This is a genomic window from Pontibacter sp. T17 (assembly GCF_057219875.1).
Window position 1 is genome coordinate 1457525 of record NZ_JBXVVW010000001.1, and the last position, 22500, is coordinate 1480024.

The window sequence follows — 22500 nt, forward strand, 5'->3', positions numbered from 1 at the left end:
CTACGCATGCCAACAGGGCCACTCTATGAGTGGCCCTGTTTTGTTTTCAGCAGCACAAAATCCGCCAGCACCAGCGCCGTCATTGCCTCTACGATGGGCACGGCCCGCGGCAGCACACACGGGTCGTGGCGGCCTTTTCCCGCCAATTCCACTGCATTCCCTTCGGCGTCCACACTCAGTTGCGGGCGCAGTATTGTTGCTACTGGCTTGAAGGCTGCTGCAAAGCGCAGTGCTTCGCCATTGCTGATGCCGCCAAGCACACCGCCTGCGTGATTGGTCTGGGTGCGTATGAGCCCTGCATCGTTGTACAAGAGGTCGTTGTGCTGGCTGCCCAGCCACTGGCTGCCCTCAAACCCACTGCCGATCTCGAAGCCCTTACAGGCATTGATTCCCAGCATGGCCGCGCCGAGACGTGCGTGTAATTTGTCGAAAACAGGCTCTCCAAGCCCATTGGGCATTCCCGTCACCAGGCAACGCACTATTCCGCCAATCGTGTTGCCGGCTTTGCGCACTTCCTCTATCCGGGCAATCATGGCTGCGGCCTGTGTAAGGTCTGGGCAACGAACAGGTGTGGCCTCAATATCGGCTTCTGCTACAACATTGGGCCATTCGCTCGGCATGGAAATAGTGCCCACGCTGTGCACCCACGCTCGGATGTCAATCTCAGTCCGGCTGCGCAGAAATAGTTGTGCCACAGCCCCGCCTGCTACGCGCGCCAGCGTTTCCCGCGCACTTGAGCGGCCGCCACCGCGGTAGTCGCGGTGGCCATACTTTACATGATATGTATAGTCAGCATGCGACGGCCGAAAGGCTTTGGCCAGGTGGCTGTAGTCTTGGCTGCGGGCATCGGTGTTGCGCACCATCAGCGCAATAGGCATGCCCGTTGTCAGACCTTCGAATACCCCGCTCAATACTTCCACCTGGTCAGCTTCATCGCGCCGTGTGGTAATATGGCTTTGGCCAGGGCGACGCCGTGCCATCTGCGTCTGGATGAACTCCAGGTCAAATGCTACGCCTGCCGGGCAGCCATCTACCACAACGCCCACAGCTGGGCCATGGCTTTCGCCGAAGGTGGTTATGCGGAAGTGCCGCCCAAAAGTGTTCGACATCGTCCTTAGAGGGGAGTTTCGGAAAGTTCCAACAGCACTTTTGCCTGCGCTTCTGTGAGACCCATTACGGAAAGTCGTCCCTGTTTAATCAGGCCAATCTCATTCAGGCGGCTATCCGCTTTCATTTGAGCCAGGGTAACAGATTTCGTCAGCGGCTTTTCCGGCACCAGCTCCACACACACCCAGCGCGAATCGTCGGTGGTGGGGTCGGGGAAAGCGGGCTTCGTCACACGCGCAATGCCTACTACCTCCAAACCTATGTTTGAGTGATAGTAGAACACCAGGTCGCCAACTTGCATGGCCTGTAGATTGTTACGTGCCTGATAGTTCCGCACCCCGGTCCAATCGGTGGCGCCATCCTTCACAAATTGATCCCAACTGTATGAATCGGGCTCCTGTTTAACCAGCCAGAATGCCATGTGGTATAATCCCTAGTTTGTAAGTCAACGCGTTAGCCAGTATATAGGTGCCCCGAGGTGGGCTATTTGGCTCTTTCCAAAAACCCACGCCCGCCCCTTTGTAACTCCGGCCAAAACCCTAAATTTGTGCCCTCAAATTACGTAAAAACCGAGGAAGTCAACCCGCTACTGGGTTCAGGGTCATTGCAACGCACGCATGAAAAGCAACAAGAATTTTTTCCTAACGCTGCTGGTCATATTCAGCTTGATCTGCGGCTACAACATCTACTGGTCGGTCAACCGCCTGTCGATGGACGCCGAGCTCTCGGCCATGACGCCCGAGCAGCGCAGCAAGTGGCTGCAGGACGACGCCAACAACAAGACCTATCAGTCCGCCGTAGATAACTCCTTCTCTCTGGGCCTCGACCTCCAGGGTGGGATGTTCATCACCATGGAAGTAGGAGTGGAGTCTGTCGTTTCAGGCCTTGCCCAGAATCCGCAGGACAGCACCCTCCAGCGGGCCCTGCGTATGGCGGTGCAGAAGAAGGCTTCCAGCCAGGACAACTTTGTGGACCTCTTCATTGCGTCCCTCAAGGAAATCAACCCCAACGCCCGACTGGCATCTTTCTTTGCTGGCAAGAACAAAATCGGCTATAATGCCTCCGACAGCGAAGTTGCCGACCTCCTCCGCAAAGAGACCGAAGATGCCATCGATCGCACCTTCAAGATCCTTCGCCTCCGTATCGACCAGTTCGGTGTTGCCAGCCCCAACCTCCAGCTTCAGCCTGGAACCGGCCGCATCCTCATTGAGCTTCCCGGTGTCAAAGACCCCGAGCGTGTACGTCGTCTCCTCCGTGGCACTGCCCGTCTGGAGTTCTGGCCTACTTACACCGCGCAGGAGGCTTCTGCTTACCTCGGTCGTATCAACGAAATCTCCAAGCGCCTGGCAGGTGCTGCGCCTGTAATGGCAGCGGATACCGCCAAGCCAGCCGTCAAGCCCGGTGAAAACGCAGACAGCGCCAAAGCTGCGGCTACCCTCGCCGAAGTCCTTGGTGCCGATTCCAACAAAGCCCAGACCGACTCCAGCATCGCTAACCAGCGGGCTAAAGTCCGTCGCGAGAATCCTTTCTTCGGTACGTTCGCTTCATTTAACGAACAGCAGCCCAATTCGCCCCTTATCGGCGCCGTCTCTGTAGTAGATACGGCCGCGATGAACCGCATCCTGGAAAACCCCCAGGTGCGTGCGTCTCTGCCTGCTGACATGAAGTTCCTCTGGACGGCTAAGCCTGAAGGTGACGGCGCCAAGACCCTTGCGCTGATTGTCATCAAGTCCAATCGCGAAGGCAAAGCCCCCCTCACAGGTGATGTTATTGCCGATGCTGAGCAGGACTTTGACCAGCAGAATGGCAAAGAGCCCATCGTTTCCATGAAGATGAACCCCGAAGGGGCACAAATCTGGAAGCGGCTGACCGAGCAGTACATCGGTAAGTCTATTGCTGTCGTACTCGATAACCTCGTTTATACCTATCCGACTGTTAACGGTGTCATCCCCACAGGGTCCTCTACCATCTCGGGCAACTTCACCGTAGACGAAGCCCGCGACCTTGCCAATATCCTCAAGGCTGGTAAGCTGCCCGCACCTGCTCGTATTGCTGGTGAAGAAACCGTTGGTTCTTCCCTCGGTGCCGATACCATCAGCAAGGGTCTGCTCAGCTTTGTGCTAGGCTTCCTCGCCGTAATGGTGTTCATGGTTGCATACTACCGCGGCTCGGGCTTTGTGGCTGTGCTTGCGCTGGTGGCCAACCTCTTCATGCTCCTCGGCGTGATGGGTGCCTTCAATGTGGTACTTACCCTGCCTGGTATCGCCGGTATCGTACTTACCATGGCAATGGCAGTAGATGCCAACGTACTGATCTACGAACGTGTTCGCGAAGAGATGGAAGCAGGCCGGAACTTCCGCACGGCCCTGGAAACAGGCTTCTCCAACGCGCTTTCCGCTATCGTTGATGGCAACATCACCACGTTCCTTACGGGTGTTATTCTCTTCGTTTTTGGTAGCGGCCCCATTCGTGGCTTCGCTGTGACCCTGATGATTGGTATCGCTACCACGCTGATCTGCGCCCTGGTGATTACCCGTCTCATCATGGAGTACTACGCCAACCGCTCCGACAATCCCACCATGGACTTCGGGTCGCACAAGGTGTCTGCGTACTTCCGTCACATGAAGGTCCCCTTCATCACCAATCGCAAGCGCTACTACGTGGTCTTCACTGTTGCTACGGTGCTCTCGATCGGTGCAATCGCTGCCTTCAACTTTAAACTCGGTGTCGACTTCCTCGGTGGTCGTCAGTACGTAGTTGAGTTCCAGGGGCAGGCGCCAATCGACGAAGTGCGTGCATCGCTTACGACAGCCTTCGATGGCGAACAGCCTGTTGTGAAGACACTCGGTGCCAACAACCAGCTGATGGTTACCACTGGCTTCATGGCCGCAAACGCCGAAGCCGGTGAAGAGGTACAGGGCCGCCTTGAGAAAGGCCTGGCCAAGTTCTCTGGTGCCAAAGTGCTCCGCAGCACAACCGTAGGACCGGCTGTCGCTTCCGATATCCAGACCGGTGCTACGTACGCCGTAGTCTTCTCGCTCATCGCCATCTTCCTCTACATCCTGCTGCGTTTCCGCAACACGGCAATGTCTACGGGTGCTGTTATCGCGCTGGCGCTGAACGTACTCTTTGTACTTGGCCTCTTTGCCCTGCTCGGTCAGGTAGAGTCTCTGCCGTTCTCGGTTGAAGTGAACCAGGACCTTATCGCTGCTCTCCTCACCATCGTGGGTTACACCATCAACGATACCGTGGTTGTGTTTGACCGTATCCGCGAGAACACCGAAGGCCATAAGGAAACAGCTGAGACACTCCCTGCACATTACAACAAGGCCCTCAACGACACCCTGTCGCGTACCATCATCACCCCCACGACGGTCATCATCACTACTGTGGTAATGTTCTTCTTCGGTGGCGATGTACTCAAGGGCTTCATGCTGGCGCTGTTCTTCGGTGTAGTGGTAGGTACGCTTACCTCTATCCTCTTGGCTGCGCCTATCTCGCTCGACATGCTCCTCGCCCGCTTCCGCAAGGGCGCCAAGACTACCGTCTGATAGGCGGCTGTCCGTATCGGCATGCCGCGGCACACACCCTGCCGCGGCATGTTCTGTTTAGTAGGGTGCCGTTTCTCGTCGTATGTTTGTGTTACATCATGCAGGTTAACGTTTCGGAAATCCAGATTACGCTGCCCGACGGCAGCAAGCGTATGGTGCCTTCTGGCACTACGCCCCTCCAGGTTGCTGAGTCCATCAGTGCTGGCTTGGCACGCAATTGCCTCGCCGCCAAAGTCAACGGCACCACCGTTGAGCTCGGCCGACCCATCACCACCGATGCCACCCTGCAGCTCCTCACCTGGGACGACGCCGACGGCAAAAACACCTTCTGGCATAGCTCGGCTCACATTCTCGCCGAAGCCATCGAGTTCTATTACCCCGAAGCCAAGCTCACCATCGGCCCCCCCATCGAGAATGGCTTCTACTACGACATCGATTTCGGCGCTACTACGTTCTCGCAGCCCGACTTCGCCAAGATCGAGCAGAAGTTTCTTGAGCTCGCCCGCTCCGGCGAAACCTTCGAGCGCCGCTCGGTCTCGAAGGCCGAAGCCATCCAGTTCTACTCCGAGCGTAAGAACCCCTATAAGCTTGAGCTCATCGAGAACCTCCAGGATGGCGACATTACCTTCTACTATTCTGGCAACTTCGTTGACCTCTGCCGTGGGCCCCACGTGGCCAACAGCAAGGTCATCAAGGCCATGAAAATCATGAACACCGCAGGGGCCTACTGGCGCGGCGATGAAAACCGCCCCATGCTCACGCGTGTGTACGCCATCAGTTTCCCCAAGCAGAGCGAACTGGAAGAGTATCTCCAGCGCCTCGAAGAAGCCAAGAAGCGCGACCACCGCAAGCTCGGCAAGGAGATGGAGCTTTTCACCTTCTCCGAGAAAGTCGGCATGGGCCTGCCTCTCTGGCTGCCCAAAGGCACCGCCCTGCGCGAAGAACTCGAGCAGTTCCTTCGCCTGACTCAGAAACGTGCTGGCTACCAGCCCGTCGTAACGCCGCACATCGCCAAGAAGGACCTCTACATCACTTCGGGCCACTTCGCCAAGTACGGCAAGGACAGCTTCCAGCCCATCAGCACTCCTGAGGCCGAGGGCGAGTTCATGCTCAAGCCCATGAACTGCCCCCACCACTGCGAGATCTACAAGAGCAAGCCCCGCAGTTACCGCGATCTGCCCCTGCGGCTCGCCGAGTTCGGTACCGTGTATCGCTATGAGCAGAGTGGGGAACTCCATGGCCTCACCCGCGTCCGTGGCTTCACCCAGGACGACGCCCATATTTTCTGTACCCACGAGCAGGTGAAGGCCGAGTTTCTCTCCGTCATCGATATCGTGCTGCACATCTTCAAGCTGTTCGACTTCAAGGATTTCACCGCCCAGATTTCGCTCCACGATCCCGCCAACCGCGAGAAGTATCTTGGCACGGATGAAATGTGGCGCACCGCCGAGAATGCCATTCGCGAAGCCTGCAAGGAAAAAGGTTTGCCAGCGGTGGAAGAGGAAGGGGAAGCTGCATTCTATGGCCCTAAGCTGGATTTCATGGTCCGCGATGCCTTGGGCCGCAAGTGGCAGCTTGGCACCGTGCAGATAGACTACAACCTGCCCGAACGTTTCGAGCTCGAGTACACCGGTGCCGACAACCAGAAGCATCGCCCCGTGATGATTCACCGTGCGCCTTTCGGATCCCTCGAGCGGTTCATCGCCGTGCTGCTCGAACACACTGGTGGCGAATTGCCCCTCTGGCTTGCACCCGTACAGGCCACCGTGCTCCCCATCTCCGATAAGTTCCTCGACTACGCCCGCGAACTCCGCCTCAAGCTCGAACTCGAGGGCATCCGCAGCGAACTCGACGAACGTTCCGAGAAGATTTCCCGCAAGATCCGCGACGCCGAGGTCCGTAAGCTTCCCTTCATGCTCGTCGTCGGCGAGAAGGAGCAGGAGCAGGGTGGGGCCAGCCTCCGACGCCACGGTGGCGAAGACCATGGCATCCTTCCTGCCGAAAACGCCGTGGCAACTATTCGCGCGGCAATACTTGATAGCAAAACTTTGCGTTAATTCGCTTATTAATCCCCTGGAGTTTCAAAGTGAGTCTACCCCCCCGTTATCCCCGTCGTCCACCTGTCAAGCAGAACCCCCACCGTACCAACCGGGAAATCACTGCCGACCCTGTCCGTTTGGTCGGGGAAGAAGAAGAAGCCGCTAATGGCGTGGTATCGCTCGCCAGTGCGCTGGCAATGGCAGAACAGCGCGGGGTAGACCTTGTTGAAATCGCGCCCCAGGCCGTTCCCCCGGTCTGCCGCATTATCGAGTATTCCAAGTTCCGCTACGAGCAGAAGAAGAAAGAGAAGGAGTCCAAGGCAAAGGCGCATGTCACAGTCGTCAAGGAAATCCGCTTTGGTCCCAACACCGACGACCACGATTTCAACTTCAAGCTCCGCCATGCCGAGGAATTCCTCAAAGAAGGCAACAAGGTGAAAGCATACGTTGTGTTCCACGGCCGTTCCATCGTACACAAGGAACGCGGCGAAAAGCTCCTTCGCGCCTTTGCAGAAGCCCTCGCTGAACTCGCCAAAATCGAACTTGAACCCAAGCTCGAAGGAAAGCGCATGTTCCTCATCCTCATTCCGAAAAAGTAATCGGACAACTTTTTTAAAAAACATCCTGGCGGTTTTGGTACCTCCGGGATGTTTCCTATCTTTGCCCTCCCATTTATACGGATTACAAGGCCATGCCGAAAGTAAAAACGCATTCGGGCGCCAAGAAGCGCTTCAAGGTAACCGCATCGGGCATGTTCAAGCACAAGCGCACTGGCATGCGTCACATCCTTACCAAGAAGGGCACCAAGCGCAAGCGTCACTTGAACATCGACTCTGTTGTAGGTCCTCAGAACTTCGAACAGGTTCGCACCATGATGAAGACCCGTCGCCCCAAGCGCGGTCCCATCGTTATCTATCTGGACATGGCTGAGTTCGAAGCCCTGCAAGCTGAAATCGCAGCGGCCGAAGCCAAGTAACCCCACTCACCAATCGCTTAAGCCGAAAACGCCATGCGCTCCGTTAACAACGTCGCTTCCCGCGCCCGCCGCAAAAAGGTGCTCAAGCTTGCCAAAGGCTACTGGGGCAAGAAAAAGAATGTCTGGACCGTCGCCAAAAACCAGGTTGAGAAAGGTCTGGCTTACGCTTACGTTGGCCGTAAGGTCAAGAAGCGCGATTACCGCTCACTCTGGATTCAGCGTATCAACGCTGCCTGCCGCATGAACGGTATCAGCTATTCTGTCTTCATCAGCGGCCTTCACCGCGCCGGCATCACCCTTAACCGCAAGGCTCTCGCCGATATGGCCATGAATGCTCCCGAGGCTTTCAACGCTGTAGTCGCCCAAGCCAAAGCGGCTGTTGCAAAGGCTGCCTAAGGGTTAGTCCCTTCGGTACGATCTACGAGAAAGGCTCCGCTATGCGGAGCCTTTCTCGTTTTCATGGGTCTGATTTCCTCAAGCACGGCCCATTGCCCAGGCAATCAGGGCCGTATCCGTGAACTGCTCAAAGCGGGTCACTTTGCCATCGTGCACTTCATACAGGTGGGCAAATCGCGCCGAAATCGTACGGCCTGTTGTGGCGTAAGTGCCATTGTAGGCCCCAAGGGCTATCACTTTGTGTCCTTGCGTCACATAGCTGTCCACATCGGCGCGCCAGGCACTCCAGTGTTCCCGGAAGCCTTGAAATACGCCCTCGAAAATGGCGTCAGCTCCGTGGTATACTCCACCGTTCGGAAAGCCTTCCATCTGTTTCCACACGATGTCATTGGCAAACAGTGCGCGTATGGCTTCGTTGTCTCGGGCAGCAAAGCGCTGATATAGCGCTTCAATAGTCTCTTGCGGTGTCATGGTTGGTTTGGTTGTGGTTCAAAGGTATCGATCTGTAAGCGCCCCAGCTACTTTTCGGGCAAAAGGCACTACAGTCCATGCTACCGGGAAGGCCACCACAAAACCCAGGGCCCAAGCTTTCGGCCACAACATCAGCGTCGGCAGCGACACGCCGTTCCGAATCATCAGGTTCGCCAGTGATATCGCCCCGCTCATGATCAAGCACATCAGCAGCACAAAAAACAGCCGGAACAGCACGTCTCTGTCCCGGATTCCCATAAAACCCTTCTTCGGGCTCGTGACTTCATTCATGGTTGTGTGAGTAAGAATCGACTTTCACAACCTGCCCTCCAGGCAAAAAGTTTGGCCCCTGCCCAGTGAACCGTTTACTTTCGGCCACAGTTAACACGAATTATACTTTCATCTCACTATGGCACTTTCCATCGGCGATCTCGCCCCCGACTTCACCCTCGTTTCTGACGAGAAGAAGGAAATGAAGCTTAGCGACTTCCGCGGCAAGCCCGTCACCCTGCTGTTCTTCCCCCTCGCGTTTACCAGCGTCTGCACCGCCGAGCTCTGCTCTGTTCGTGACAGCCTCGCTGCCTACAACGCCGCTGGCGGCCAGGTGATTGGCATCAGTGTAGACAGCCCCTTCACCCTCGCCAAGTTCAAAGAAGAGCAGAAGCTGAACTTCCCCCTCCTGTCCGACTTCAACCGCACCGTCTCCGACCAGTACGGCGCCCTCTACACCGACTTCGTCCTCGGCCTCAAGGGTGTCAGCAAACGCGCAGCCTTCGTCGTAGATAAAGACGGTAAGATCGCGCATGCCGAAGTACTTGAGAATGCTGGTAATATGCCCGACCTCGACGCCGTGAAGGCCACCGTCGCCAAAATGTCCTGAGTCTTTTTTACGAAACCTCTGCGAGGGTTCGTTCTTGGTGCGACATCCGTCACCATGTATCTCCTATCGACACCTCCTGCCGCCGGATCGCGGGGCAACGCATGAAACGTAATACGTTCTTCGGCGTCGCTGCCCTCGGTACGGCGGCGGTTTTGTTTGCTGGCACCACCGTTTTCGCCAAGCTCGCCAACCACTCCGGGGTCGATTCCCTCCAGGTGGCCTTCCTCCGTTTCTTTGCCGGCCTCATCTGGATCTCGGCAACCGTCCTTTTCGCCAACGACGGCCACTCCCTCGCCCAGCGCCTACGCCCGGTCAACCTCCGCTATACGCTGCTCCGCGCGTTCTTCAACATCATGGCCTCGGTGTTCTTCTTTCTGGGGGTTCAGCACACCACCATCACCAACGCCAACCTCCTCAACATGACCAGCCCGGTCTATATTTTCCTGCTGGCCCCTTTCTTCCCGGGCTATCAAGGAAGTAGTCGGCTGCAGTATCTTTTCCTGCTCCTTACTATGGTAGGCATGTACCTCGTCGCCGTGCCCGACTTCTCCTCTGTCCGCCTTGGTGATTTCTACGCCGCGCTCAGTGGCCTCATTGCGGGCATTGCCATTACCATGCTGCACCAGGCCCGTAAGTACGACAGTTCCCGCATCATTCTCTTTTACCAGTTCGCCCTAGGCTCGCTAATGGTCGGTATCCTGGCGTGGCCTACCTTCCGGTTCGACGCCTCTGCTATCACCTGGCTGTGGCTGGCGGGTTCGTCTGTTTTGGGTGTGGCGGCTCAGGCACTGCTCACCGTTGGCTACCGATACATCGACGCACCCCGCGGCTCCATCATCTCTGCCAGTCAGATTCTACACGCCACCCTCATGGGTGTCATCATCTTCGCCGAACACCTCACATGGCGCGAGGTTCTGGGCGCATCCCTCATTTTCATCTCGCTCGTGGGCGTCAGTGGGGTAGTGCAGTTTACCCTGCGCCGTGTGCGCCACGTGATGTAGGTTCCTCGCGTCCGCAAGTGTATCTTGTTATTGCATCTGCTTCCGCTCCACCCCCATGTTTCAGGAGAAAGCCTTTTTTCGGAACCTGCCCCTGCTGGAAACCCCGCGGCTCTTTCTCCGTAAGCTGGTGCTGGAAGACGCCCACGATATGTTCCGCTATGCCCAGGATCCCGAGGTCGCCCGTTACGTCCTATGGTCTCGTCATCTCACCCTCAGCGACAGCGTTGAGCATATCCGCGCGGTTCTCGCCAATTACCGCGATGGAAAAGTGTCTGAGTGGGGCGTTATCGAGAAACACTCCAATCGTCTCATGGGTACCTGTGGGTTTGTAGCGGTCGATGCCGAGAACGACCGTGCCGAAATTGGCTATGCCCTGGGCCAGCAGTGGTGGGGCAAAGGCTTCATGACCGAAGCGGTGCAGACTGTCATGCGCCTCGCCTTCCGACAGCTTCGCCTCAACCGCCTCGAGGCCCGTTGTGTTATCAGCAACCTCGCCTCCCAGCGCCTGCTTGAAAAAGTCGGCATGAAGTACGAGGGTCTGCAACGCCAGCTCGTCAAAATCGACGGCCATTACCATGATGTCAAACTGTATGGAATGCTGTACGCTGACTATCAGGCTGCTATGCAGGCAGGGCTAAACCCTGCGGCCATTACGGCATCCAAACCCTAACTGCCAAACGAGGCATGTTTTTTGCTAGAATCTTCTGTGTTATGAAAGCGCGTCTTGTTGCCCCCCGCCTGCTCTTCCTGATGCTTACCGTGGGTGGCGCCAGTATGGTGCCTGTGCAGCGGCAAACTCCGCTCACCGACTCCCTCGTTACGCCTACCCCTGACAGGCCCGCACGCAAGTTCCCTGTCGTGCGCAACGAAAGCTTCAACCTGGGCGAGAAGGTCACCTACCGCCTGCGCTATGGCTGGCTCAACGCCGGAGAGGCCGTATTTAGCGTCTCCGGCCAGATGGCGGCTATCAATGGCCGCAGTTGCTACTATTTCAAGGGCACTGGTCGGTCAATGGGGCTCGTCGAAACCTTCTTCACCGTCCGCGACGAGTTCGACACCTGGGTTGACGCCGAGACCATGCTGCCACAGCGTTACATCCGCAAAGTCCACGAGGGTAAAATCCGCTTCACCGACGAAGTCTATTTCAATCATGAGGCAGGCACCATTCGCGGCGGCAAAGGCGAGTTCTCGACCATCGGCCACACCCGCGATATCCTCTCTGCTTTCTATTACGCCCGCACCCTCGACTTCGGCACCATCCCTGCTGGCCAGTTTGTTGAGGTCCCTATTTTTCTCGACGACAAAGTCTACCGCCTTGGCTTCAAAGTAATCGGCCGCGAAGACGTTGAGGTATCCGCAGGTACCTTCCGCTGCCTCAAAATCACCCCACGTGTGGTTGCAGGCACTGTTTTCAAGGACGAGGACAACATGATCATCTGGGTCACGGATGATGCCAACCACTTGCCTGTCAAAATCTACAGCCCGCTTGTAGTAGGCAACATCAACGCCGAGATTCGCGATATGCAGAATCTCCGCCACCCCCTTACCAGCCGCATCGACGACTAACCGCCGCCACCTGCTGGTTTTCTGCGCGCAGTGGTGCAACTTTGCGCCACTCTACAGCTCCTTCATCTCCACATGACCCTCGCTGCTATCATCAGTCTCTTGTCGCTGGTGGCAATGGAAATTGCCCTCGGTATCGACAACGTCATCTTTGTAGCCATTCTGGCGGGTAAGCTGCCCCCCGAACTTCGGGCCAAGGCACGCCGCTATTGGGCTGTTATTGGCCTCATCATCAGGGTCATTCTGCTCTCGCTGCTTACTGTTCTCATCCGCGAACTGCAAACCCCCATTTTCTCAATCGACTTCGACGCCGCCAACTACCATCATCAGGTTACTGGCAAGCACATCATTCTCTTTGTGGGTGGCCTCTTCCTGCTGGTTAAAGCGGTGAAGGAGATTGACGATAAGCTCGAAGGCCCTGCCGACGAAAACGATGGCTCTGCCAACCTTTCCGGAAAGTCCTTCTGGAGCGTCATGTCACAGATTATCCTCATTGATCTCGTATTCTCTGTTGACAGCATTGTTACCGCCATCGGCCTGGCCGAGCAGCTCTGGGTAATGGTTACTGCGGTGGTCATTGCGCTGGCTGGCATGCTCATCTTTGCCAAGCCCATTGGTAAGTTCGTCGAGCGGCACCCCACCTTCAAGATGCTGGCGCTCTGCTTCCTGCTGCTGGTGGGTATCGTGCTGGTATCCGAGGGCATCGGCCAGCACATCAGCAAGGGCTATATCTACTTCGCGATGGTCTTTGCATTGGGAGTGGAGGTTCTGAATATCCGAATCCGACACGCCCGCGGCCACACCGTCCGCATCAACATGCCCGACCCCGACAAGCTCAACGGCGACAGCGCCGTCTAGAACGCTATTCCGAGTATCGAAATACAGAAGGGCAGCTTCATCGGCTGCCCTTCGTCGTTTTTTCAGGTAATGGCCCTTCCGGCTACATCTGCTCCGGCGAGAAGGCCCTGCCCCCGGCCAGCAGGTACAGCACGGCCATGCGCGTGGCTACGCCGTTCAGCACCTGGTCCAGGATGATGGCATGGTCGCCGTCGGCGACTTCGCTGGTCAGTTCCACCCCCCGGTTGATGGGGCCAGGGTGCAGAATCACCAGCGGCTCGGCGCGGTGGTGGTTCAGGTCTTCCAGCGTGGGCAGCGTCAGGCCATAGTGCCGTGCATACTCCCGCACACTCGGGAAATAGCGGATATCCTGCCGTTCGTGCTGCACACGCAGCATGTTGGCGGCGTCGGCCCACAGCAGGGTTTCCCGCAGGTCATACGACACCTCTACGCCCAACTCGGCTATGTGCCGCGGCAGCAGGGTGGGCGGGCCGCATACCCGCACTTTGGCACCCAGTTTGTTCAGGGCAAAGATGTTGCTCAGCGCCACGCGGCTGTGCAGAATGTCGCCCACGATGGCCACTTTCAGGTCCTCCACGCGGCCAAACTTCTCCCGCAGGCTGTACGCGTCCAGCAGGGCCTGCGTGGGGTGCTCGTGTGTACCGTCACCCGCGTTCACGATCTGCGCATCCACGTGCCGCGACAGGAAGTGCGGCGCACCCGGTTTCGAGTGGCGCATCACCACCAGGTCCACCTTCATCGCCAGTATGTTCTGCACGGTGTCTACCAGTGTTTCGCCCTTGCTCACGCTGCTTCCGCTGGAGGAGAAGTTGATTACGTCGGCACTCAGGCGCTTGGCTGCCAGCTCAAAGCTGATGCGTGTGCGCGTGCTGTTCTCGAAGAAAATGTTCGCGATGGTGATCTCCCGCAGGCTCGGCACCTTCTTGATCGGCCGGTCCAGAACCGACTTGAAGCCGTCCGCCGTCTGAAAAATCTTCAGAATGTCTTCGCGCGTAATGTCCTTGATGCCCAGCAGGTGGCGGGTCGATAGCTGGCTCTGGCGGTGGGGAGCGGTGGGCTGCACGGCGTCGGACATGGCTCGGGGGATATCAGAAGGGGGCTCAGGCGTTCGGGGTGGGGGTGCGCTGCTGTATGTACACCGAGTCGGCGCCGTGGGTCTCTTCCCACTCCACCAGCACTTTCTCGTGGTCCAGCGTGTCTACGGCTATTCCGCGGTAGAACGGCTCTACGGGCAGCTCGCGCATGCGCTGCCGGTCTATCAGCACCAGCAGCTCTACCGACTTCGGCCGGCCATAGCTCAGCATGGCGTCCATGGCGGCGCGCACCGTGCGTCCGGTAAACAGCACGTCGTCTACCAGCACCACGTCGCGGCCCTCCAGGTCAAAGGTGATGTCGGTGGCTTCGGGCAGCAGCGGCGAGTCGCCACACCGGAAGTCGTCGCGGTGGAACGTGATGTCCAGCTCCCCGTAGTAGATCTTCGCCTCGGGCCGCAGGGCTTTCAGCAGCGCAATGAACCGCCGCGAGAGGCGCGCGCCTCGGGGCTGTATGCCTATCACGCACAGGTTTTCCAGCTTCGGGTGGTGCTCCAGCACCTGCCGCGCCAGGCGTTGCAGGGTTACGTGCAGGCGGGCTTTGTCGAACAGCAGGCGGGTGCTCATGGCCGGGACGGGCTTGGGGTCAGGTGGAGACAGGCCTTACGGCCGAACCGGGTACGAAGCTACGCCTTTTGCCCCATTCCGCCCGCACCTTCGCTCAGCAGAATCAGCGCAAACACCGCGTAGTTGATCATGTCAATGTAGTTCGACCCAATCCCCTCCGAAACCTTTGTCTGCCCGGCGTTGTCTTCAATCTGCTTGATTCTTACCAGCCGCACCAGCAGCATGTCCGTCATCGACGTCAGCCGCATTTCCCGCCACACTTCGCCGTAGTCATGGTTCTTCGCCAGCATCGTCGTTTCGGCCTCTTTCGCCCAGCGGTCATACTCCTGCATCAGTTCGGCCAGATTGGGGCGGTAGTTGGCCGCTTCGAAGCGCGCCCGCAGCGCAGGGTCCAGCAGCATCAGCGCAATGATGCAGTAGTTCACGATGCCGATGTACTCGCTCTCGATGCTGTCGCCCACACGGTTCTCGCCCGTCTCTTCCAGCGTGCGGATGCGCCGCGCCTTGATGAACAGCTGGTCCGTGGCCGACGACGGCCGTTGGATGCTCCACGACGCGCCATAGTCCTGCGCTTTGGCGGCAAACAGGGCGCGGCACTGGGCCAGCACCCCTTGGTATTGGGTCAGGGTATCTGCCATAACGAATGGGCCCACGAATATCCGCTAATTTTGTCGCATTGATGACGCCCCTCCCCCGAATTGCGCACGCCCTCAACTGCCGGGGCCACCTCCTGACGCTCGACCGCCCGCGCATCATGGGCATCCTCAACGTCACGCCCGACAGCTTCTCCGACGGCGGCCGCTACAACACCCCCGACGCCGCCCTGCGCCACGCCGCCCAGCTGCTGGCTGACGGCGCCGACGTCCTCGACATCGGCGGCTACAGCACCCGCCCCGGTGCCCCCGACGTCGCCCCCGAAGAAGAACTGCGCCGCGTGGTGCCCGTCATCGAAGCCCTGGCGAAGGAGTTTCCCCACGCCCTTCTCAGCGTCGACACCTTCCGCGCCAGCGTAGCCCAGGCCGCCATCGAGGCCGGCGCCCACATCGTCAACGACGTCTCCGCCGGTAGCCTTGACGCCGATCTCCTGCCTACCGTTGCCCGCCTGCGCGTGCCCTACATCCTCATGCACATGCAGGGCACACCCGCCACCATGCAGCAGAACCCCTTCTACGTCAACGTAGTGGCCGAGGTGTTCGCCTTCCTCGCCGGCAAGGTGATGCAGCTGCGCCAGCTTGGCGTGCACGACGTCGTGCTTGACCCCGGTTTCGGCTTCGGCAAAACGCTCGACCACAACCTCACGCTCCTCCGCGGCCTCTCGCACCTCCAGCTGCTGGGCCTGCCCCTGCTCGTCGGCATCTCGCGCAAGCGCATGTTACGCCAGCTCGCCCACGCCCCCGACGGCCTCGACCTCCCTGCTCTCGACGCCCACCTGGCCCCCACTTCCACCGCCCTCCACTGGGAGGCCCTCCGCGCTGGGGCTCGCCTGTTGAGAGTTCACGACGTCCGCGCCGCCCGTCAGGCCACCGATTTGTTTAGCTTGCTGTATGGAGCTCTTTAGGGTCGGTTTCCTCTCCGTTCGCCTCATCGACGTGCTCGACGTCCTCCTGGTGGCGTTCATCATCTACCGCCTCCACAAGCTGTTCCAGCGCACCATCGTCGTGCAGCTGTTCGTCATCCTCATGGGCATGGTCTTCGCCTGGCAGCTGAGCGAGTACCTCGACCTCGCCCTGCTCAAAACCCTGCTCAACCAGCTCGTCCAGATTGGCGCCATCCTCGTCGTGGTGGTCTTCGCCCCGGAAATCCGCCGCTTCCTCATCACGCTGTCGCAGAATTCCTCGCTGAGGGCCCTGCGCAAGCAGTTTGGCGGCGAAAGCGCCAGCGACCAGCACATGCGCGAAATCATCGAGGCCTGCGAGGCCCTCTCCGCCACCCGCACCGGCGCCATCATCGTCATCGAGGGCAACAACAACCTCTCCAGCATAGAGCAAACCGGCGACACCATCAATGCCGAAATCTCCAAGCGCCTGCTGCTCAGTATCTTCAACCGCACCAGTCCGCTGCACGACGGCGCGGTGCTGGTACGGGGCACGCTCATTGTGGCGGCGCGCTGCGTGCTCCCCATCTCCGACGACCCCGACATCCCCGCCGAACTGGGCATGCGCCACCGCGCCGCCCTGGGCATCACGGAGGTATCAGACGCCGCCGCCATCGTCGTCAGCGAGGAGACGGGCAAAATCTCCGTCACCCAAAGCGGCCGCATCAAGCGCAGCCTCTCCTCCGACGAACTCTTCAGTTTTCTAAGCAACTACCAAAGCCAGAGACTGGGGTAGGGGGGGCTGATGAAGTTTTTTAAGGGAATCGGCTTGATGGCCTAGTTTTTCTGTTTATTTTCGGAAAAAAGTTGCCATGATTCTGGGTATTTTAGCTCGAAACTACAAGACTTACGCTAGTGATGTCTTTATTCCTTTGTTTAGTAAATCTGGAGAACAACTGGCAATCTTTGTTGGGGACAATGGTGTTGGCAAGAGTACTATCTTGGAAATTTTAGATTCATTTTTTAATAATCGAGCTTGGAATATCACAAAAGGAAAGAGCTCTGCTGATTGTTATATATGCCTATTTTGTATAGTACCTATTGAAGGGCTGAAGTCGTGCCGCCAACCACTTAGGAATGCTATTGATGTAATCGACTCTGTTTTACGAAATATACCTGAGCAGATTAGTCTTGATGATTTTGCAAATAATGCTACTAATGGGTTAATCAATTTGTATGAAAATTTAAAAAGAATTAATTTAGTTGATGATTTTTCTAGGAAATCGCACAGGCTTGTTTTTATTGGTATTCGAAATTCTGCTTCTGATGACATATTTTTTGGCAATGAGCTTAGTAATTTCTTTAATGGAGAGATGAAAAAGAATAAGATTAGTAAAAATGATTTAGAGGATGTTCTTTTTTTTATAAGAGGGTATTATAGTTATATACATATACCCATTGAACTTAATGCATTTGATGCTTTGCAATTAGAAGGAGATTTAGTTCAGAAGCTTGTAAGTAATAAACTGGAAATGCAAGTTGCGAGATATTTGAATGAAAAACGTATTCCTTTTGATGGAAAGAATAAAAAATCAGTTCTGGATATTATGAATCAAAGATTGTCTGAGTACATCAATGATCTAAATGAGAAGGTAAAGGCAATTGATCCTAAGTATGAGTTTAAGGTGAAATACGCAAAGAAAGAAATTGTCAATTCTGGTGATCTGACCGACCTTATAATTAAAGCATACTTTTCTCAGAAGGACTTAAAATTTAATGAACGCGATGTTAATGAATTGAGTAGTGGAGAGCAAAGAGTTGCCTTATTGGATGTAATTAGCGCTTTGGTTACTAGGGATTCACGTGTTGAGAATCTGATAATTGGGATTGATGAGCCGGAGGCCTCATTGCATGCAAACAGGCGTTTAGGGCAACTTCAGCGTCTAACTAGCCTCGCAAGTGATAAATGCAGTATAATATTGACTACTCATTGGTATGGGGGGCTTCCTGTATTAGACAGGGGGACTTTGCATCACATTACTAGCAAGCAAATATTTACAAGTGCTGATTGTGCTAAGACATTTGCTAATGTTTCTCTTTTTCCTGAAGATGTTTCACTTAGATCATATTTTGAGCTCGCTATTTCAATTATATCTGCTATGCGCGTAGGAGTTAATTGGATTATTTGCGAAGGCGTTGATGATCTTTTTTATATCAAGAAATACTTGAGTGACAAAATTGAATCATTGCGAATACTACCAGTCGGAGGTTGTGGGAATGTTATAAAGCTATATAATATAATTTTTGGTGCATTATCTCATGGTGATATAGATATTTGCACTGGAAGAGCATTATTTTTGATCGACACTGATCAAGTCAGGGTAAAATTTGATGGACACTCAAGGTTGCCCGATTCAAAAAGAAAATGGGTTATTATGATTCGGCGTATTCAAATTGTTAAGAATCGTTATGAGTTAAAGCCTTTGGAAGCGGCAGGAGACTATGTTGAAACAGAAATTGAAGATTGTTTAGAGCCTGAATCTTTATTAAGTTCAATTAAGTACGCGGTAAATTTAAAAGGTGATGCTGAAGTAAAATCTAGCTTTAGAAGTTTAAATTTTTCAACTAATAATTATTTATATACGATTAAAGGGGGTGGGTTTATTGTTGGTTCTAAGAGTGATGATTTTTATGCAAGCCGAAATGCTCTGATTGATTTCGTATTTCGAAACGATGTTAAATATATAATTGCCGAGTTTTATTATAAGTTGCCTATTAAATTTATTCCGCCTTTGTTTTCATTACTTGAGGAAGAGTTTCAATCATAATTTGGCTACACTCACCCTCCCATCGGGACACTGACCCCGCAGCGGCGTGGATGCCTACGCGCAGGCCCAGCGTCAGGCGGCGGCGCGGCTGCCAAGGCGCTTTCCTCTCTCCTTCACACGTCATTTCGAAGGTTGCCGCAGGCTTCCTAAGAAATCTACTTTTGGCCTTCGCAGAAGGCCAGCCTCGGGTGGCGGGAGAAGGCGGCAAGCGCCTATAGGTAGATTTCTCACTTCGCTGCGCTCGTTCGAAATGACGTGAGTGGTGCGGTGCTGTGCCCCCCCTTTCACCCGCCCATACTCACCCTCATCACCCCCTCCCATCGGGGCGCTGACCCCGCAGCGGCGTGGACGCCCACGCAGGCCCAGCGTCAGGTGGCGGCTCGGCTTCCCAGGCGCTATCCTCTCTCCTTCACACGTCATTTCGAAGGTTGCCGCAGGCTTCCTGAGAAATCTACTTTTGGCCTTCGCAGAAGGCCAGCCTCGGGTGGCGGGAGAAGGCGGCAAGCCGCCTACAGGTAGATTTCTCACTTCGCTGCGCTCGTTAGAAATGACGTGAGTGGTGCGGTGCTGTGCCCCCCCCTTTCACCCGCCCATACTCACCCTCATCACCCCCTCCCATCGGGTCACTGACCCCGCAGTAGCGTGGACGCCCACGCGCAGACCCAGCGTCAGGCGGCGGGGCGGCTGCCCAGTCGTACCCTCTCTCGTCATTTCGAAGGTTGCCGCAGGCTTCCTGAGAAATCTACTTTTGGCCTTCGCAGAAGGCCAGCCTCGGGTGGCGGGAGAAGGCGGCAAGCCGCCTACAGGTAGATTTCTCACTTCGCTGCGCTCGTTCGAAATGACGTGAGTGGGTGCGGTGCTGTGCTTCCCCCCTTTCACCCGCCCACACTCACCCTCATCACCCCCTCCCATCGGGGCACTGACCCCGCAGTAGCGTGGACGCCCACACGCAGGCCCAGCGTCAGGCGGCGGCGCGGCTGCCAGTCGGTGAGGAGCACGCCCGCCACCCCGCGCCCGGTGTATTGTCCCAGTGTTTGCAGTCCGGCAAAGTCGCTGAGGGCGGCGTAGAGGCGCTCGGGCATTTGATGGGTCCACCATCCCACTACGTCTGAGCGCAGCAGCACACCCCGGTGCGGCTTCCACGCCATACTGCCCAGCAGCAGACCGCCGGTCAGCGGTTCGGTCTGGCGGTAGCGCAGCCCTTCGGCGCGCAGTTTCCAGCGCAGGAGGCCGCTGTGGGCATATTCCAGGCGCAGCCGCACGGTCTGCCACGGCACGGCGGACCGCAATATGGTGCTGCCGGTGTCGCGCTGGCCGCTTTCCCACACCACACGTAAGGTGAGGCTGCGCGTGCGGCTCGGCTGCCACTGCACCTGTAGGAAGGTCTCGCTGCCGGTGGAGGGCGCGCCCACGCCGTAGCGCGGGGCCGGGTGGCGAAACTGCTCGTGCCAGCCCTGTAGCACCCAGCCGCGCTGCGGGCGGTACGTCCATCCCAGATATACGGCCTGCTCGTTGGCGGGCGCGCCGGGTATGCGCCCCAGCGACTGTGCCCGCAGCCCCACATAGCCCGCCTCGAACCACCGGACGCCCACTGCCGCCTCGCTGCGGTCGCCCAGGATGGCCAGCACGCCCGCGTGTGCCGCATGACGGCCCCCCAGTTCGTAGCGGCTGCGCGCCACCTCGCCGAAGAAGTTGGCCCCCGGCAGGCGTATGTCCCAGTCCAGTTGCGTCCACCCGAAGGTGCTGCCGCTCAGGGGCTCACGGCGGTAGTAAGTGGCGGCCTGCTGCACGGGCACGGCGTAGTGCTGGAGGTGCTGACTCGCTCCCAGCCGCCATTCGCGGCCCCGCTGCTGACGCTGCCACTGCACCCGCAGGCCGCCCACGGCTTCACCCAGTGTGTTGCGGCGGGCCCATTCGCCTTCGGTGCGGTGCAGGCCACTCACGGCCATACTGCGGGCTTCGGTGTAGTCTCCGGTGCTGTCAGTCAGCAGGTTGGCGTCCAGCCACCGCCACGAGGCCCAGGCCATCGCCTGCCAGTTGCGCTCCAGCGACACCTGTGCCGCCGCTCCCCGCAGAAAGCCCGCTTCGCCACTGCTCCGCCACGGTTGCAGGCCCACGGCCAGCCGCCGCGCCGACAGCACGGCATCGCCACCGCGCTGCCAGCCCAGGCCGTTGCCCATCACCAGCCCCTGCCCCAGGTCTACGGCGAAGTCCCCCACCACAGCCTGCCAGCGCGGCTGGGTATATGCCACAAAGCCGGAAAGAAAGTCGGCTGGGCTGCGCTCGCCGGGGTCTTTGTCGGTGAGGACTCCTGCCGCCCACGGGCCCCGCTGCCACCGCAGCCGCTGTTGCAGGCGCAGGCCACTGCCGCGAAAGGTGCCCCTGGCCGCAGGTGCCCGCACCCCCACCAAACTCCGATACTGCCACCCTGCGGCTGTGGCCGTGGGCTCCAGCAGGACATCGCCGGGCACGTATACCAGCGGGCGCCAGCGTTCCAGCAGGGCGTCGGTCATGCCCGGCAGGGCCTGTAGCTCGTAGAAGGACGTGAGGCCGCCGGTGCTGTCGCGGTGTGCAGCGAGGCGCTGGGCCAGCAACAGATTACTGCCGGGCAGGCGCGCCAACTCGTCGGTAATGGCGGTGTTCAGGTTCAGCGGTCGTTCGGCCAGCTGCGCCCACCAGCCTGCCAGCTGCTCCAGATCGGCGTCGTCGGGCTGGGCGTTGCGGAAGGCCGCATCTTCCAGTTCGGTGGGGAAGAGCGCGGGCGTCTGGGCCTGTGCGGTCTGGGCCAGCACCGCCAGCAGCACGAGCAGCAGGTGTTTCATCGGGGCAGGCGGAAGTAGGTGAGGCCCACGGTGGTACTTACCCCCAGATGCACCTGCCAGGCGCTGGCAAACAGCAGTTGCCAGTGGTGCCACAGTACGGTTAAGCCCGCACTCAGCAGCGCTGGAGTAGGGGCATAGCCCGCCATCACTTCCAGGTCGCAGCTCAGGCGGTGGCGCAGGCCCATCCGGATGGTGGTGGTTTGCTCGGGCGTGGTAGGTTCCAGTGGCAGCAGAACGTCCAGTTGCGCGGTGGTGGCGCTGCCCAGCCGGTGCCAGCCGCTCAGTGTCAAGGTGCGCTGGCCGTGCAGTCGGGTGGTGTGCACGCCCACACTCAGACGGTCGCTGGCGTGGTACAGCAGCCCGGCGTCCAGTTGGTGGCCTGTACGGGTGGGGCCTTCGGGCCATTGCTCCAGCTGCCCCTGCCAGCGTATGCCCAGCACCCAGCGGCGCAGAAACGGGGTGGCGTAAGCAAGGGAGAGGCGGTTCTGCCGCCAGCCACCGAAACCAGTGGTTTCCAGCGCCAGTCCGGCGTGGTGCTGGCCGTGGCTGGCATGGGCGGCAAGGGTATATACGGCCAGTTCAGGCAGGCTGTAAGGGCGGCTGGCGGCGAGGCCCAGTTCATGCGACTGAAATTCGACCAGTGCCGCGCTGTGGCCCATTACGCTCCAGCTGCCCAAGCCCCGCAGCCAGGCGGTTTGTGCTGTGGCAGATGCGGGTCCTTGTGCATAGGCCTTTATGCTCAGGAGAACCAGAAGCCCCAGCAGTAGCAGTAATAGCAGCGAGCGCAGCATTGCCACAAATAAGAACAGCCGGCTG

The 22500-nt window shown here is 57.7% G+C and carries 22 protein-coding genes; 13 read left to right on the plus strand and 9 right to left on the minus strand.

Annotated elements, in window-relative coordinates; all coding sequences use genetic code 11:
- Positions 1-23: 23 nt before the first annotated feature.
- Both aroC and AC2D8O_RS06440 read right to left on the minus strand, forming a co-directional pair.
- Entirely contained in the window at positions 24-1109 is a 1086-nt protein-coding gene (gene aroC / locus AC2D8O_RS06435) for a chorismate synthase (protein ID WP_484677973.1), read from the minus strand.
- A 5-nt stretch (positions 1110-1114) separates the two neighbouring features.
- Positions 1115-1528: an EVE domain-containing protein gene (locus tag AC2D8O_RS06440; RefSeq protein ID WP_484677974.1), complete on the minus strand. Its 414-nt coding sequence runs from the start codon at positions 1526-1528 to the stop codon at positions 1115-1117.
- A 196-nt stretch (positions 1529-1724) separates the two neighbouring features.
- Between AC2D8O_RS06440 and secDF the strand changes: the two genes are divergently transcribed.
- The 5 genes from secDF (at position 1725) to rplT (ending at position 8069) form a co-directional block, all read left to right on the plus strand.
- Complete coding sequence (secDF, locus tag AC2D8O_RS06445) at positions 1725-4658, plus strand: protein translocase subunit SecDF (RefSeq protein ID WP_484677975.1); 2934 nt, start codon at positions 1725-1727, stop codon at positions 4656-4658.
- Positions 4659-4756: 98 nt separating this feature from the next.
- Positions 4757-6715 (plus strand): threonine--tRNA ligase, encoded by a 1959-nt coding sequence (thrS, locus tag AC2D8O_RS06450; RefSeq protein WP_484677976.1) that lies wholly within the window; start codon positions 4757-4759, stop codon positions 6713-6715.
- A 29-nt stretch (positions 6716-6744) separates the two neighbouring features.
- A complete protein-coding gene (infC, locus tag AC2D8O_RS06455) occupies positions 6745-7296 on the plus strand; it encodes a translation initiation factor IF-3 (RefSeq protein ID WP_484677977.1) in 552 nt (183 codons plus the stop codon).
- Positions 7297-7388: 92 nt separating this feature from the next.
- A complete protein-coding gene (gene rpmI / locus AC2D8O_RS06460) occupies positions 7389-7673 on the plus strand; it encodes a 50S ribosomal protein L35 (protein ID WP_484677978.1) in 285 nt (94 codons plus the stop codon).
- 33 nt (positions 7674-7706) lie between these two features.
- A complete protein-coding gene (rplT, locus tag AC2D8O_RS06465) occupies positions 7707-8069 on the plus strand; it encodes a 50S ribosomal protein L20 (protein WP_484677979.1) in 363 nt (120 codons plus the stop codon).
- Between the two features lie 78 nt (positions 8070-8147).
- On the opposite strand, the gene AC2D8O_RS06470 is transcribed toward rplT, so the two are convergent.
- Positions 8148-8540: a nuclear transport factor 2 family protein gene (locus AC2D8O_RS06470; RefSeq protein WP_484677980.1), complete on the minus strand. Its 393-nt coding sequence runs from the start codon at positions 8538-8540 to the stop codon at positions 8148-8150.
- An 18-nt stretch (positions 8541-8558) separates the two neighbouring features.
- Positions 8559-8831 (minus strand): DUF2798 domain-containing protein, encoded by a 273-nt coding sequence (locus AC2D8O_RS06475; protein ID WP_484677981.1) that lies wholly within the window; start codon positions 8829-8831, stop codon positions 8559-8561.
- Positions 8832-8949: 118 nt separating this feature from the next.
- On the opposite strand from AC2D8O_RS06475, the gene AC2D8O_RS06480 reads away from it, so the two are divergent.
- The 5 genes from AC2D8O_RS06480 to AC2D8O_RS06500 all read left to right on the plus strand — a co-directional run bounded on the left by AC2D8O_RS06480 (position 8950) and on the right by AC2D8O_RS06500 (position 12842).
- On the plus strand, positions 8950-9420 hold the full coding sequence (locus AC2D8O_RS06480) for a redoxin domain-containing protein (RefSeq protein ID WP_484677982.1): 471 nt from the start codon (positions 8950-8952) through the stop codon (positions 9418-9420).
- A 101-nt stretch (positions 9421-9521) separates the two neighbouring features.
- A complete protein-coding gene (locus AC2D8O_RS06485; protein ID WP_484677983.1) occupies positions 9522-10421 on the plus strand; it encodes a DMT family transporter in 900 nt (299 codons plus the stop codon).
- A gap of 55 nt (positions 10422-10476) precedes the next feature.
- Entirely contained in the window at positions 10477-11091 is a 615-nt protein-coding gene (locus AC2D8O_RS06490; RefSeq protein ID WP_484677984.1) for a GNAT family N-acetyltransferase, read from the plus strand.
- Positions 11092-11132: 41 nt separating this feature from the next.
- A complete protein-coding gene (locus AC2D8O_RS06495) occupies positions 11133-11987 on the plus strand; it encodes a DUF3108 domain-containing protein (RefSeq protein WP_484677985.1) in 855 nt (284 codons plus the stop codon).
- Positions 11988-12059: 72 nt separating this feature from the next.
- Positions 12060-12842: a TerC family protein gene (locus AC2D8O_RS06500; RefSeq protein ID WP_484677986.1), complete on the plus strand. Its 783-nt coding sequence runs from the start codon at positions 12060-12062 to the stop codon at positions 12840-12842.
- A gap of 82 nt (positions 12843-12924) precedes the next feature.
- On the opposite strand, the gene AC2D8O_RS06505 is transcribed toward AC2D8O_RS06500, so the two are convergent.
- Genes AC2D8O_RS06505 through AC2D8O_RS06515 form a run of 3 tightly spaced genes read right to left on the minus strand, consistent with a single transcriptional unit; the run spans position 12925 to position 15138 of the window.
- Positions 12925-13917 carry an aspartate carbamoyltransferase catalytic subunit gene (locus AC2D8O_RS06505; RefSeq protein ID WP_484677987.1) on the minus strand — a complete coding sequence of 331 codons (993 nt, stop codon included), beginning with the start codon at positions 13915-13917 and terminating at the stop codon, positions 12925-12927.
- A 25-nt stretch (positions 13918-13942) separates the two neighbouring features.
- Positions 13943-14500, minus strand: a complete 558-nt coding sequence (gene pyrR, locus AC2D8O_RS06510; protein WP_484677988.1) for a bifunctional pyr operon transcriptional regulator/uracil phosphoribosyltransferase PyrR — start codon at positions 14498-14500, stop codon at positions 13943-13945.
- A gap of 59 nt (positions 14501-14559) precedes the next feature.
- Entirely contained in the window at positions 14560-15138 is a 579-nt protein-coding gene (locus AC2D8O_RS06515) for a DUF1599 domain-containing protein (protein WP_484677989.1), read from the minus strand.
- Between the two features lie 41 nt (positions 15139-15179).
- On the opposite strand from AC2D8O_RS06515, the gene folP reads away from it, so the two are divergent.
- The 3 genes from folP to AC2D8O_RS06530 all read left to right on the plus strand — a co-directional run bounded on the left by folP (position 15180) and on the right by AC2D8O_RS06530 (position 18862).
- Positions 15180-16058: a dihydropteroate synthase gene (gene folP / locus AC2D8O_RS06520; RefSeq protein WP_484677990.1), complete on the plus strand. Its 879-nt coding sequence runs from the start codon at positions 15180-15182 to the stop codon at positions 16056-16058.
- Positions 16045-16830 (plus strand): diadenylate cyclase CdaA, encoded by a 786-nt coding sequence (gene cdaA, locus AC2D8O_RS06525; RefSeq protein WP_484677991.1) that lies wholly within the window; start codon positions 16045-16047, stop codon positions 16828-16830. The genes folP and cdaA overlap by 14 nt, the downstream gene beginning before the upstream one ends.
- Positions 16831-16906: 76 nt before the next feature.
- The gene (locus tag AC2D8O_RS06530; protein WP_484677992.1) at positions 16907-18862 is read left to right on the plus strand and encodes an AAA family ATPase; all 1956 of its coding nucleotides are present in this window, start codon (positions 16907-16909) and stop codon (positions 18860-18862) included.
- An 875-nt stretch (positions 18863-19737) separates the two neighbouring features.
- On the opposite strand, the gene AC2D8O_RS06535 is transcribed toward AC2D8O_RS06530, so the two are convergent.
- Both AC2D8O_RS06535 and AC2D8O_RS06540 read right to left on the minus strand, forming a co-directional pair.
- Positions 19738-21684: a ComEA family DNA-binding protein gene (locus AC2D8O_RS06535; protein ID WP_484677993.1), complete on the minus strand. Its 1947-nt coding sequence runs from the start codon at positions 21682-21684 to the stop codon at positions 19738-19740.
- A complete protein-coding gene (locus tag AC2D8O_RS06540; protein WP_484677994.1) occupies positions 21681-22475 on the minus strand; it encodes a hypothetical protein in 795 nt (264 codons plus the stop codon). Before AC2D8O_RS06540 ends, AC2D8O_RS06535 begins: the two co-directional genes overlap by 4 nt.
- Positions 22476-22500: the final 25 nt, after the last annotated feature.